The following is a 13,087-nucleotide window of genomic DNA, read 5'->3' as shown; positions in this document are numbered from 1 at the left end:
CATAATAACCATAGGACTACTAATCGGATCACTTCCTCTCGAACCCCCCGGATTGCTTTAAAAGGCTCCTTGCCTCTTCCGCCAGTGCTCCGGCCTGAATCATCACAATGCGGTCTTAACATGCTGCCTGGAAGCCTCGTAGGCTTTATCATAATAGAGTTTAAGCACCCATACCCTGGGAAACATATACAAGAGGCCGCCCTCTGGTCATTTTCGACGACTTGAGAGCGGTCCGTTTTCTTCTTCATAGTTGTTCACACAATAAGGTGCGACACCGAGACGTTTCTTGAATGCTTTCGAGAAAGAGAAGATATTGGGGTAGCCTACCGAGTGGGCAATTACTGACAAGGTAGAAAAGCTTGTCGTTCTGCAGGTGGTTCCGCGTGAGTTTCTTGATCAAGACACGAAATATTTCATTAACCCGACCGGGCGGTTCTGGGCATCGACGACTTTGCCATTAAAAAAGGACACACGTACAATACGGGCATTCACAATCTTGGGGGCGAAACCATGTTGGATTTGCTGACTGGACGCAGGCTGGAAGACCTGCGTGCCTATGCTCGCCAGCACCCCGACTTTCTTACGAACGGGGCAGCTCTATGGAAAAGCATATTTGATTGTCAGAGCTTGATGCCGAAATGCGGCCATGATGCAATTCAACAACTTGTTTTGCAATCGCTAGGCCGAGTCCGGCACCTCCATACTGTGTTGATCGTGAGGAATCTAATCGATAAAATTGTTCGAAAATGCGCCCAATTTTTTCAGGCGGAATGGTATACCCGCTATTCATAAAATAAAGCTTCACCGTGGAATCCGATAAATTAGCATGAATTTGAATTTCACTATGATCAAAGCTATAGTAAACAGCATTGCGTAATAAGTTATCAAATACGCGTTGCATTTTATCTACATCACACGTCAATTCAATTTCGCTTGGTAAATCTAAACGATACGTGAGATTTTTGCCTGAAAGCAGGGGATGTAACTCAAAAAGCATTTGTTCGAGCATTCGGTTTAAGTTAACGGTGCTATAATTTAGCGAAACATGCGCCAAATTGAATCGCGTAATCTCAAAAAATTCGTTAATTAATTCATCTAATCGTTCAGCATTTTTCAATGTTACCTGGATATAGCGATCATGCATTTCATGAGAGATTTGTTTTTCATCGCGTAACAGAGTTAAGTAGCCAATGATGGAGGAAATAGGCGTCTTTAAATCATGCGCTAGATACACCACTAAATCATTTTTTCGTTGTTCAGCTTGCCGCGCAATGATATCTTTTTCTTTTATGCTTGCTTTTATTTGATTGAGTTGATCTTCTGCCTCTTTTAAAACAGAGGGTAAGACGATTTTTTCTGTATCCGGATTGTCAATCGATTCTAACCTAGCGGCAAGCGAAGATAAATAAGAGATAAGTTGCTTCCATTGAATGAACACGATGATAATGGGACTTGCAGCTAATGCAATGAGACCCAATAAATCAATGCGGTTATTTATCCATTTTATTGTATTGGACAATCCCTTGTATCCTTCCAAAGGTGGGAAGGAATTAAGCCAAAGCATGGTAAGCGCGGCAGCAAAAATTAATGTGAAACTGATTAATAACGATATAAGAAACCGCAGAAGCATTCGCTTGGTTATGCGTTTTTTCATCTGTTTTTCATTCAATTTTGTACCCGACTCCCCATACAGTTTTGATGAATCCCGGCTTTCGTACAGGCTCCTTTAGCTTCTCACGAAGTCTCGCAATATGTGCCATCACCGTGTTATTGTTGTCTAAAAATTTTTCGCCCCAAACTTCTTCGAAAAGTTGTTCAGACGATACAACTTTTCCTTGGTACTCGCATAAATGCCACAAAATCGAGAACTCTATTGGTGTTAATGACAATTCTTCACCGTATAGGGTACAAGTATGGGTTTCTTTATTGATCACAAGCCCTCGAATATCATACTCTACGTGTTCTTTTACTGAAGCATGGCTTTTCTCGTTATATCTTTTATACCTGCGTAATTGAGTTTTTACTCTCGCCATCACTTCCATGGGGTTAAACGGTTTTGTAATATAATCGTCTGCACCGATTGTAAGTCCTGTTATTTTATCCATATCTTCTACCTTAGCTGTTAGCATAATGACCGGATAAAAAAATTGTTCGCGAATTTTGCTGCATAGCTTGAATCCGTCAATATCAGGCAGCATAACATCAAGAATGGCCAAATCGAATTCCATCTGTTCAATTTTCTTCAATGCTTCTGTTCCACTATGAAATTTATAAACAACATAACCGTCATTTTTCAAATATACTTCCAATAAATCTGCGATGTCTTTTTCATCTTCTACGATTAAAATGTTTACATCCACTTGTTATTTCACATTCTTCCATCTTGTATTTGAAAACGGATATTCACTTTTGATTACCCCTTTCTTGTTTATTATATGCCAAGGGATTCGCCGATGCACGAATGATCCTATCTATCTCGTGAATTCACTCCGCTTCAGTATGACCTTATGGAAGAAAGATATTCAGAATGAAAAAATCCCCTCAAGTAAACGAAAATGAGCTATTCTCACATTGTTTATCTAAAGGGAATCATATCAAAATTGGCGCTCCTGCCTCATGTTTTTATCAACGATCGCTTTCTAGGAGTTTGGGTGAACCATCCAGACCGTAAACTTCATCATAGGCGTCGAAGATCTTTCGGGCCACTGGCGCAGCGCTTGAACCATAACCGCCTTCAGGTATGACGACAGCGACGGCTAGTTTCGGTTTTTCACGGGGGGCGAAAGCAATGAAAACACTATTCTCTAGCCTTTTTCTTTGACCGTCCACGTAGATATCTTGCTCCGATGTACCTGTTTTTCGTGCAAAATCAAATTTGAAATCGTCAAACGCTCGAAGTCCCTGCGTGTTCATACCGGCTATCACTTCCTCCCAATATTGCTCTGAAAATACTACTGTATTTAATACCTCGCGCTTGTATTCCTTAATGACTTGGCCATTTTGATCTTCGATCTTGCTGACAAGCTGCGGCTTGATGCGCTCACCTCGATTCGCTAGGGTACTTGCATATTGCGCCAATTGAAGGGTTGTATATTTCCCCGACTGACCGAATGATGCATACGCCATAGCTGCCAAATAACTTCCTGCCTGTTCAATATTATTATATTCGACGGTTCCAACGTGCTCATAGGGCAACCCGGATTGAGTCGAAACGCCTAAACCGAAATCCTTCATATATTTGTCCCAAATTTCAATGGATTGGGATCCATACTTGTCATAGAGCTTTTCCCCGATCCAATCGACCATAAAAGCGTTAGAGGAATGCTCAATTGCTTTTCTGGCATTTAACGCTCCAAACGCTCTCCCCCGGGCGTTCCGAACTTTTGAATTATCCTTTCCAAAAAAAGCAGCCCCCTGGTCGTTGTAATAATCGTTAAGACCAAACAATTTCTCATTGAGCCCAATTAATACGGTTAACGGCTTGATCGTAGATCCCAGCAATACCAGTGATTCTAATTGGTTACCGGATCGACCGGAGGAGTAAGGCGATATGGTTCCGTTCCTATAGTGATTCAATACGGTGCTCCAATCATCGGAACCATGTTCCCATACATTAGGATCATAGTCAGGTATGCTGGCCATAGCTACGACGTTGCCTGTATCCACTTCAAGGGCTACTGCATAGCCCGTCTGGGCGTTGGGATGTAATTTCTCCGAAACGGGATGGGTACGAAGCCATTGTAATTGATCGACAATTGCCTGTTGCGCAGCTACCTGAATATCCTTATGGATCGTCGTATGAACATTGTAGCCTTTCTCGGGGGATATCATCGTCGGTACGCCGTCAACCATGTTTCGCGGATTAACCGGAATCCTCCTGTAGCCGTTCTTTCCACGCAGTATTTCCTGAAACATCATCTCCAATCCGTCTACCCCAACCTTCTCCCGCTCCGTATACATAAGCCCCGGGTCCTTCAGAGTCTTGTTCTTTGCATCCAACTCTTTATATTTCTTGATTTCCTTCGTTCCTCGAAACTCCTTCAAATAGCCGATCGTCTGGACTGCAACTTTATCAGGGTTGTATTGCCGTTGGCTTTCTTCTACGACTTCAATGCCAGGGTATTCACTTTTATGCTCCATAAAATAAGCAACTTCTCTAGCTGTAAGATTTGCTTTTATTCGACGTGGTGCATAACCAGGCTGCATTTTATAATCAAGATCCATCGATTTCATCACGTCTTCGATCGTCAGTTTGTCTGCTGTAGGTTCACCATAATGATTTAATACTTTGACGATTTCCGTTGCTAGCTTTTCAACCTCCATCCGATTCTTCTTTCCTATATCAGATGAACTGTAGTCCTTGAGGAGTGTAATATACAATGCTTGCGTTGAGGTGGAATAAGCAAGCGCTGTTCCCGAAGCATCGATAATGCTGCCCCTGACCGGCTCAAGCGGGTAATTTTTGACCTGCCCGATAGTTTCCAAATCTTTAAGGCCAGGTTCCTCTACGAATTGAAGAATGGCCAGACGTATAATGATGGTACAAAATAAGAGGAATGTGCCAAAATAAAATACATTTACTCTCAAGTTCATGGTGTCCTTGTTTTTTATTTCAGTTCGTTTGTTTCCTTTCAACCTTCAAATCATATCCTTTCAAATACTGTAGCTCCTGCGACAGAAACAGATCTTCCCCGCCCATGTAAATGTCCTCTAACATTGCCCGGCCGAAGGTGGAAGTGCCTGCTGCTTGGCTCCAATTTTTGTGATAACAATCGCAACTAGGGCTGACAACAATGTAACGGAAACTAAATGCGAGACGCTGTTCGATAGAAGCAGCCAGCTTAAGTCGGTTACCTTGCTGACACCGCGCACGAGCACGATAATTAGCGGATGGACAATATACATCCAGGTGCTGATCTGACGCAAATTTCTATTGCTCTTTCCAAGTAGCGATATGAGCCATTGGAACAGGTAATAGGCGGCAGGAACCAAAAAGACATACATGCTGTCATGCCTTGGCCATCCATGGCGTTCAAGCAGCACCCCCTCCGCAAGCATCAAGCCCAGGAAGACCGCAAAGCAAACCGCGCTTACCCGCACCGAGTGAAAAGATCCTGGCCGAATCCCAAGACTTGCGCCTAATGCAAGGAATATCGGTGAGAAAAATAGACCATTTCTCGTATAATCAAATATCGTGAACAACTGCGAATAGATGGCATGTAGACGAGGGCTCATTATGGTTATTCCGAAATAGCTGTCACCGAGCAGGCCGATCATATACAGCAAGCCGGTGATGGCGAACAGAAGCGGAAACGGAACCTTCTTATATAAATAAACCGTCAAATAAATACCTAGGAACAATGCGGGGAAATACCACAAATGATATAAGGTGCCGTCGAACAGAACATCTTTCACAAGACCGAGCCAACCGAACTCTTTAAAATACCCCGCGTACAGGTTGACTGGAAGATAAATCAAAATCGACAGAAGGTAAAGCAATCCTATTCGGTACGCATAACGATGCACCATTTTCCAACTCGGTCCGCTTGGTTCAGACGACTTTCGAAAAAGGAAGAAGCCCGAAGCCATAAAAAAGAACGGTACTGCAAGCCGTGCGAGTATGCCGGTGAGAAGAAAATCACCATATACGGTGTAAGTTGCTAATGGACGTGTATGGATAGCAATAACTAGAATTGCCGCAATGATTCTGAAATGATCGATTGCACCGTAGTTGTTTCTGGATGTCATCATATCCACTATCCGTCAGCGGCGAGCTCTAACAGCTTGTCAAGTATGTTCGCATAAGTCATGCCGCTAGCTTGAAGCATGTTGGGATAACGGGAGCTCGATGTGAAACCCGGTATCGTATTGACCTCGTTGAAAACAATCCTTCCATCAGTGGCCATGAACATATCTACCCGCGCAAATCCTCTGCAACCAAGTATTTTATAAATAGACAGTGCTGTTTCTTTAACCTTACTTGCCGTAACCTCGTCAATGCGGGCTGGCAAGTGAATCTTCGAACTATTCAAGGAATACTTTTCAGAATAATCAAAAAAATGTCCGTTGAGTTCAATCTCGTCAACAACACCGATCATGGGATCAGAATTGCCCAGGACGGCACATCCCACTTCGAAACCGTCGATATTTTGTTCAATGACAACTTTGTTGTCGTGTGTAAAGGCGTGTTCTATACCTGAGGCCAACTCCTTCATGTTGTGAACCTTCGTAATACCGAGTGAAGAACCTGACCTAGCCGGCTTAACGAAGAGTGGGAACCCCAGCGATTGTGCTGCTGACAGGACCTCTTCCATTCTTTCTCTCTTATCTACCGTAAGGGAACGCGCAGTATCAATGCCTTCGGCCTTCACAAGCTTATGAGCCAGCTCTTTGTCCATGCATAACGCGGAGGACAACATATCACATCCAACAAACGGTATGCCCGAAAGTTCCAATAAACCTTGCAAGGTTCCATCCTCTCCGTATTTGCCGTGGAGCACCGGAAATACGACATCAATCGGCGTTACATGATATTCTGTATGAACAAGCTCAATGAGTCCCTTTACCTCTCTGCTTGGCGAGAAAAAGGATGGCGTACAGTCTAAATGAGTATGCCAGCAGTCATTACGAATATCCTCGATATTTCCCCTATATCTAAGCCAAGTGCCCTCCCGTGTAATTCCAATTAATACAAGATCATACTTATCGGTATTCAAGTTTTCGATTACTGAAGCTGCTGAGCTTAAAGATACGTCATACTCACTGGAACAACCGCCAAACAATACCGCAATTGTCTTCTTGTCCATTGTATAAGCCTCCTGAAGATATTAGATTTCTAGATTTTTGGAGATAACCGTAACAATGAATCCTTCACGATTTGTTCCGGATACGCTGTAAGAATCGCATTTTATGATCGGGATATTGGTAGATGTCTCCCCATTGGCCGGCACGTAATAAATCTTGGTTGTCATGTTCTCTTCTTTTATAATTAGCTGCTCCCCAGAATACCGATGTAGCTCAACAAAATCGATGTACTCCTCCAGACAAAGATTGTTTTCCTCCATAATCCTGGAATGAGGATACCCTACATATCTAAAGTGCCACGGCTCATGAGAAATGCGGGTAATCGATTCTTTTTCCCGCTTATATCGGAGAATAAATCCATATTGTGCGGCATTGCGCCGAAAGGACCTGTAAATGCCCGTATCTGGGAAGGAAGGCGCAATAAAATCAATTTTTGTTTTCAGTCTACCGACGTCGATCGCGAGTCCCGTTTGATGTTCACTGTGATCAGGCAAAGCTACATATTTGGATGTATATTCGGAGCCTCGTTCAATTAAAGAATCTTTATAGATTTGTAATTGATCTTCTTTCGTTCGATATCCGCTGACTGCAATAATTTGATCCATCCCTCCGCAAGCTTTAAGAAGAGAATGGAATTGATCAAGGCAATACTTTTCCAAAAGCATCCCTTTGCTTAATTGCTTTATTGAAGGCAAGATGTCCAAAGACGCTAATTGATTGGCATGTATTGGCCTTCTGATAGGGTTTTGGTAGTTTATTAATACTAAATTCCCTTTGAATACTTCTTCATTACTTGTACAGATTTCAAAATGCGTTTGTTCTACTTCGGATGGTTTCATGCTGACTCCCCCCGCTATTTCTGTAAATTCTGGCCACTCTGTCCGTGATGGAACTCGTTATTTCTTGCGATACGCTGCCGATATGGTTGGCCAATTCAGGAATTAGTATTTTCTCTTCTCCCGAGCAACCCATGAAAGTAACCTTTGTCCCCTCAGGAAAATACTTGGGAAGTTTCACCATCAATTGATCCATGGAAATTTTCCCTACAATTTCTGCACGGCAGCCCTCCACCAGTACTTCCGTATTTTGCATTCTTTGCGACCAGCCATCGGCATAGCCGATTGGCACGGTTCCTATCCATTGATCCGTTTTTGTTTGATAAGCATTGTTATAGCCTACATATTCCCCTTTTTTCAGTCTTTTCGTTTGTATTAACCTACTGTGCAAACTGAATGCCGGCTTTAATTTTATGTTGGTTACTTGCATTTCAGGATAAAATCCATAGATGGCAGCTCCGATACGAACCATATCCATGGACAATTCAGGGAATCGAAGTGCTGCTACACTTCCTGCACAGTGATAATGGTTGATGGGAATGGGCAACATCTTGCTCCATTCTTTCATTTCCTGAAAACGTTGAAGTTGAAGCTCAAGATAACTGCTGTCTGCCTCACCTGCCGTAGCGAAATGTGTATAAAACCCATCAACCACGATATCCGGTGCTGTCAGCCAGGGAACAATTTCTTGCCACTCTTCCAGAGTGCGTATTCCGATGCGCCCTAGTCCAGTATCCATTTTTACATGAACATATAGTTTATACAGGGCATTGACAGGCTTGTATGCTCGCATCTCCTGAAACCACGACGCCCGAGTGACGGTTAGCATCAGATCATATTCTAGAGCCAGAGATGTGAGCTCGGGACGAATCGGAGTCAAAATAAGAATCGGTTGTTTCAAACCAGCATTCCTTAATCGGATAGCTTCTTCAATAAAGGCAACTCCTAAATAATCTGCCCCTGCCTGTACGGCCTCTTTAGCCGTTTCGATATCTCCGTGGCCATAAGCATTTGCTTTAACCACTGCCATCAGTTTGGCAGAACCAGGTAGAAATTGGCGGATCTTCATTACATTCTCGCGGATTTGCGTTAGATCTATCTCGGCCCAAGCATCACGGTACATCAGAAGGATCTCCTACACCGAACGGGTTGTTTATTCTCAATTGCCTTCTTCATATAATCCGCATAAACACTTATCAAGGAAACGTCATGTTCAATCGATTTTCCGAAATATATAGTAAATAACATTCTTTTCATCGTTTACCTCCTGAGGTCGTGATTCTAGGATATTGATTCGTTTTAAGCTTTCAACGTAAAACAAAGCCACGTATCAAACGTCAAAAACGCCTATGTGCTCGGTAATTTCATCTTACCGGGGACATAGGCGTTTTATATTCGTTGCTTATCACAAGATCCTAACTTTTCTATACGGAATTTCTTACGATTTTCTTACCGACGTGGGTTAAAGAGTTTCACTTCGAAATAAGCAGCATCCTTTAAGGATTGTATCACGCCGCATCTCTCGGAATTTCCTGAACTGCATGATTGAGAAAGGCTCGCTCCAGAAACTCCGCCTTCCACTAAAAAAAACGAACCCACACTTGCGGATAAAATAGAGATCGCCCAGAAGTATATCTATGAAAAACATAGCATCAGCTTCGTGTTGCGTGTGATTGAAGTGGAGCACTCCACGTATTTATGCCCATGTGAATAGACAGCAGCAATCAAAAAATAACCAACAGAGTCGGTCGCCCTGCATCCGGTTTATGTTATACACAGGACGGTAGGCCCGTTAGTGACGAGCTGATTTGCGAATGGATCATGGAGCTTCTAGCCAGCGAAGGCGCGAATTACGGCTACCGCAAACTTACGGTGCTTCTTAAACGACGCTACAGGCTGAGAATTCCTGCCGGGTGTACGTCCACAATAATAGCGTCATTTTCGAAGCGGAGGCCTGAATCCTATCAGGAAATATTATTGCACCCTTATCTTTGGCAAGAGGGGGAGATACGGGCGCTAAACGCACCGGTATCCTTTGACATCGCAATGGCTTCAATACAACCGCATACCTTTATTGCTGGACTTTTTAATTCAAACACAGACCAGCAGAATAGGATCCCTCTCCGGGACTGGTTGTTTATCCGGAGGTCCAAACAGGCGGCATAGCCGAAAACAGAGACAATATTCTTTTAAGGCTCTCCACCTTTGCTGGAATAATAGCTTATGTAATCAGCGGCACGGGCCCTGACTTCATCAATAGTTTGACAATCCGTAAAATCCCCTTCATCTTTCATGTGACTGAAGAACGATTCCATGGGGGCATTATCCCAGCAATTGCCTCTGCGTGACATGATTACTTGAAACCAGCCATGGCTATGAACAGCCGCGTTTTAGGATGGGTGTAATGCATACCTTGGTCAGAGTCGAGGATGGCTTCAGGGTGAATGTTTCCGCCCAGTCGTTCCAACAGATGATGTAGCGTTCGTTCGACAAGGCTAAGCTCCGGCGGTGTTTCAGCCAGTGCCGGAACGCCTCAGTATCCAGCTTCGCCATGGAATGAAATAGAATCCAGGCAGAAGGCCTCCAATCGGAAGGTTCCTGTAACAGTACATGTCACAACCGTTTTCGTAACCCTGCAATCCGACCATTCGAACCCAATGATATATCACTTCGTGGCCTAATCTGATAATAAACCATAAAAATCGGAGCGTAATTTCTCCATCCCCGATTCATATCCCACATTTATATCTACTTCAGCTATAATGCTCATTACTAAAATCACAAATATATAAATGGCTCCTTCGCATCCACAAAGGTAACCGGGAGGCCGCCGACCAGCGGTTTCAGCCATTCAGCCATATACTTCATGCCCCATTCCTCGGACCGCTCATGGCCAATCACAATCATTGCTTTGTTCATGCCGAGCATAGAGGCATCATTAACGTAAGCGCATAATGTCCACTCCGTGATATCACCGCAAATCATCACGTCCAGATCCTTTTCCTGCATAAGCTCCATTGGCATTTGCTCCCTGCCCAGCCCGAGGCTGCCGCCTCCAACTAATATTCCTATACGGGCGCAAGCCGCTTCCGGATTGCCAACGATCTGAATGACCTCCATGCCAAGTCTCTGTTTCAGGAAGCCTGCCAGCGCTCCGACTGTTGTCTCTTCGATCTGATACCCCCAGGAATCTTTCCCGTCAAGCTTCTTATCCTCCCACTCCAGCTCCTTGAGAAGACCGTCATAAATCCTGTCCGTATCTGCTAAATGCATGTGGTCATGGAATCTCCAGATCGCAATCCCGTGCTCCTCGATCAGCTTTTTCTTGGCCAGATATACCGGGTCCTTCTGAAGCCAGTCCAGGGTGTCCATTCCCGTATAATAGGTGGGCTCATGAGTAATAATCAAGTTCGCTCCGATGGCAATAGCTTCCCGAATGACATCAACGGTCGCCATAAACGTAGTAACGATTCCTGTTACTTCCATGTCCTCATTGCCGCTCGCGAACACATCACAAGTCTGTTCCAGCTTGCGGCCTCCGCAGCAATCAAGCAAAATCCTGTCAATAACCCCCTGCACTTTCATAAGCATATTCTCCTTTTCATTTCTGTCGTCAGCCTTTGACTGCACCAATCACAACGCCGCGGGTCAAGTATTTCTGCATAAAGGGCAGTACGAACAGCACCGGCACAATGCCCAGAACCGCCATAGCCATCCGCACGGCTGTGCTTGGCAGCTGTACTGTCTCTGCCCCGAGTACACTGCTGGCCTGACCGGAATTGAGGAATTGAATGTTGCTCATCAGCTGCATCAGCAGATTTTGAATCCCATATAATTGCGGTTTCGACACAAAATACAGCGCGTTGATCCAGTCGTTCCAATAGGCGAGTCCCATAAACATACCGACAGTTGCCATAACCGGCATGGACAAGGGAAGCATGATCCGGAAGAAGGTCCGCAGCTCCGACGCGCCGTCGATTTGGGCAGCTTCAATAATTTCCAGCGGAACATTATTTTTGAAATAGTTCCGAACCAGCAGTACATTGAAGCCGTTAGCCAGCAGGTTGGGAAGGATCAGCGCCCACAAGGTATTTTTAATATGGAAATATTGCGTCCACATAATATATGAAGGTACGATCCCACCGCTGAACAGCATGGTGAAGAAAACAATAAACGCCAGCACATTGTGGTATTTGAAATCTGTCCGGGACATGGGATAAGCAAGCATGCTTGTTATCAGCAGCCCAATTCCGGTTCCCAGTATCGTGACCGCAAAGGAAACCCCATACGCTCTGACGAAGGTGTATGCTGCAGATTGGATGTACCGGTACGCTTCAAGACTTGTATGCTCAGGGAAAAAGCTGTATCCGTTTCGGATCAAAGTCGTTTCATCGGTGAACGATGCAATCACAATCAGAAGGAAAGGTAAAAAAGCAAAAACCGTCAGCAGGATCATCACGATCGCAGAAAAAACAGTAAACGTTCGTTCTCCTCTTGTTTGTATCATAAGCATTTCCTCCTAGAACAATGCGTTTTCTGGATTAACCTTCTTGACGATGGCATTGACCGTAAGAACAAGCGCAAATCCGACCAGCGATTGATACAAGCCGGCTGCCGCCGACATTCCAATATCATTCAGCTGCATCAATGCGCGGTAGACATACGTATCAATCGTTTGAGTAGTGCTGTACAGCGCACCGGAGTTCATAGGAACCTGATAGAACAGGCCGAAGTCGGAGTTGAAAATCCGTCCCATGGACATCAGCACCAGTACAATGATTGTCGGCTTCAGCAGCGGCAAAGTAATCATACGGATCTGCTTCAGCTTCCCGGCACCATCAATTTTGGCGGACTCATAGATGCTCTTGTCGATTCCGGCAATGGAAGCGAAATAGACTATCGAGCCGTAGCCTGCCGTTTTCCAGATCTGAATCAAAACCAGCAGATAAGGCCAATACTTCGGCTCCGAATACCAGTTGATCTCCGGAAGACCGAGCGGACGAAGAATCGAATGATTCACAAAACCGCTGTCTGCGTTCAGAAAGGCGAAGACGAGCAAAGAAAGGACAACCATCGAAATCAGATTCGGAAGAATCAGGCCAGTCATGAACAGCTTCGAGTACATTTTACTCAGCAGCTCCGACATAAGGATGGCAATGATGATCGAAACAATCGTCCCGAGCGCGATAAAGACCAGGTTGTATAGAAGGGTATTTCTGGTCATAATCCAGGCATCGCTTGTCTGGAACAGAAAGGTAAAGTTTTTTAAGCCAATCCAGTCGCTGCCAAAGATGCCTTTTGTGTAATTGACATCCTTGAAAGCGATGAACACGCCGAACATGGGAAAATAGCTGTTAATGATAAAGTATAGCAAGCCCGGAGCAGCTAAAATCAATAAAGGAAGTGTTTTTTTGAGAGGTTTGGATTTAGGTTTGGCTATCATGCCG

At 44.3% G+C, this 13,087-nt stretch carries 11 protein-coding genes and 1 pseudogene; 1 reads left to right on the top strand and 11 read right to left on the bottom strand.

Translation table 11 applies throughout. The features are described 5' to 3' along the window. Nucleotides 1–432 precede the first annotated feature (432 nt). Nucleotides 433–582 (top strand): annotated as a pseudogene (locus IEY53_RS36275) (transposase); the annotation flags it as partial. On the opposite strand, the gene IEY53_RS07255 reads toward IEY53_RS36275, so the two are convergent. The 11 genes from IEY53_RS07255 to IEY53_RS07205 form a co-directional block, all read right to left on the bottom strand. Then, nucleotides 581–1,564, bottom strand: a complete 984-nt coding sequence (locus IEY53_RS07255; protein ID WP_444544127.1) for a sensor histidine kinase — start codon at nucleotides 1,562–1,564, stop codon at nucleotides 581–583. The pseudogene IEY53_RS36275 and the gene IEY53_RS07255 overlap by 2 nt on opposite strands. 97 nt (nucleotides 1,565–1,661) lie before the next feature. Beyond that, nucleotides 1,662–2,360 carry a VanR-ABDEGLN family response regulator transcription factor gene (gene vanR, locus IEY53_RS07250; RefSeq protein WP_189023437.1) on the bottom strand — a complete coding sequence of 233 codons (699 nt, stop codon included), beginning with the start codon at nucleotides 2,358–2,360 and terminating at the stop codon, nucleotides 1,662–1,664. A gap of 265 nt (nucleotides 2,361–2,625) precedes the next feature. Next, nucleotides 2,626–4,593 (bottom strand): peptidoglycan D,D-transpeptidase FtsI family protein, encoded by a 1,968-nt coding sequence (locus IEY53_RS07245; protein WP_189023752.1) that lies wholly within the window; start codon nucleotides 4,591–4,593, stop codon nucleotides 2,626–2,628. Nucleotides 4,594–4,710: 117 nt separating this feature from the next. After that, entirely contained in the window at nucleotides 4,711–5,751 is a 1,041-nt protein-coding gene (locus IEY53_RS07240; RefSeq protein ID WP_189023435.1) for an acyltransferase family protein, read from the bottom strand. Nucleotides 5,752–5,756: 5 nt separating this feature from the next. After that, the gene (vanG, locus tag IEY53_RS07235; RefSeq protein WP_189023433.1) at nucleotides 5,757–6,806 is read right to left on the bottom strand and encodes a D-alanine--D-serine ligase VanG; all 1,050 of its coding nucleotides are present in this window, start codon (nucleotides 6,804–6,806) and stop codon (nucleotides 5,757–5,759) included. A gap of 21 nt (nucleotides 6,807–6,827) precedes the next feature. Further along, nucleotides 6,828–7,643 carry a D-alanyl-D-alanine carboxypeptidase family protein gene (locus IEY53_RS07230; protein ID WP_189023431.1) on the bottom strand — a complete coding sequence of 272 codons (816 nt, stop codon included), beginning with the start codon at nucleotides 7,641–7,643 and terminating at the stop codon, nucleotides 6,828–6,830. Continuing rightward, nucleotides 7,609–8,763, bottom strand: a complete 1,155-nt coding sequence (alr, locus tag IEY53_RS07225; RefSeq protein ID WP_189023430.1) for an alanine racemase — start codon at nucleotides 8,761–8,763, stop codon at nucleotides 7,609–7,611. Before alr ends, IEY53_RS07230 begins: the two co-directional genes overlap by 35 nt. Nucleotides 8,764–9,829: 1,066 nt before the next feature. Further along, nucleotides 9,830–9,955, bottom strand: coding sequence for an IS3 family transposase (locus IEY53_RS07220; protein WP_229696032.1), 126 nt, complete (start codon nucleotides 9,953–9,955; stop codon nucleotides 9,830–9,832). A 463-nt stretch (nucleotides 9,956–10,418) separates the two neighbouring features. After that, nucleotides 10,419–11,225 carry a Nif3-like dinuclear metal center hexameric protein gene (locus IEY53_RS07215; RefSeq protein ID WP_189023426.1) on the bottom strand — a complete coding sequence of 269 codons (807 nt, stop codon included), beginning with the start codon at nucleotides 11,223–11,225 and terminating at the stop codon, nucleotides 10,419–10,421. Between the two features lie 28 nt (nucleotides 11,226–11,253). Continuing rightward, a complete protein-coding gene (locus IEY53_RS07210; RefSeq protein WP_189023424.1) occupies nucleotides 11,254–12,147 on the bottom strand; it encodes a carbohydrate ABC transporter permease in 894 nt (297 codons plus the stop codon). A 12-nt stretch (nucleotides 12,148–12,159) separates the two neighbouring features. Further along, nucleotides 12,160–13,083 (bottom strand): ABC transporter permease, encoded by a 924-nt coding sequence (locus IEY53_RS07205; RefSeq protein WP_189023422.1) that lies wholly within the window; start codon nucleotides 13,081–13,083, stop codon nucleotides 12,160–12,162. Nucleotides 13,084–13,087 lie beyond the last annotated feature (4 nt).

Origin of the sequence: Paenibacillus albidus, assembly GCF_014644435.1 — a bacterium.
GTDB lineage: Bacteria > Bacillota > Bacilli > Paenibacillales > Paenibacillaceae > Paenibacillus_AQ > Paenibacillus_AQ albidus.
The sequence above is the reverse complement of the archived record's forward strand: the minus strand, read 5'-3'. Positions and strand labels throughout refer to the sequence as shown.

What these genes read in the sequence shown, in the direction of transcription:
- IEY53_RS07255 (WP_444544127.1), bottom strand. Translation starts at nt 1,564, where the DNA reads ATGCTTTGGCTTAATTCCTTCCCACCTTTGGAAGGATACAAGGGATTG.
- IEY53_RS07245 (WP_189023752.1), bottom strand. Translation starts at nt 4,593, where the DNA reads ATGAACTTGAGAGTAAATGTATTTTATTTTGGCACATTCCTCTTATTT.
- IEY53_RS07240 (WP_189023435.1), bottom strand. Translation starts at nt 5,751, where the DNA reads ATGATGACATCCAGAAACAACTACGGTGCAATCGATCATTTCAGAATC.
- vanG (WP_189023433.1), bottom strand. Translation starts at nt 6,806, where the DNA reads ATGGACAAGAAGACAATTGCGGTATTGTTTGGCGGTTGTTCCAGTGAG.
- IEY53_RS07230 (WP_189023431.1), bottom strand. Translation starts at nt 7,643, where the DNA reads ATGAAACCATCCGAAGTAGAACAAACGCATTTTGAAATCTGTACAAGT.
- alr (WP_189023430.1), bottom strand. Translation starts at nt 8,763, where the DNA reads ATGTACCGTGATGCTTGGGCCGAGATAGATCTAACGCAAATCCGCGAG.
- IEY53_RS07220 (WP_229696032.1), bottom strand. Translation starts at nt 9,955, where the DNA reads ATGGAATCGTTCTTCAGTCACATGAAAGATGAAGGGGATTTTACGGAT.
- IEY53_RS07215 (WP_189023426.1), bottom strand. Translation starts at nt 11,225, where the DNA reads ATGAAAGTGCAGGGGGTTATTGACAGGATTTTGCTTGATTGCTGCGGA.
- IEY53_RS07210 (WP_189023424.1), bottom strand. Translation starts at nt 12,147, where the DNA reads ATGATACAAACAAGAGGAGAACGAACGTTTACTGTTTTTTCTGCGATC.
- IEY53_RS07205 (WP_189023422.1), bottom strand. Translation starts at nt 13,083, where the DNA reads ATGATAGCCAAACCTAAATCCAAACCTCTCAAAAAAACACTTCCTTTA.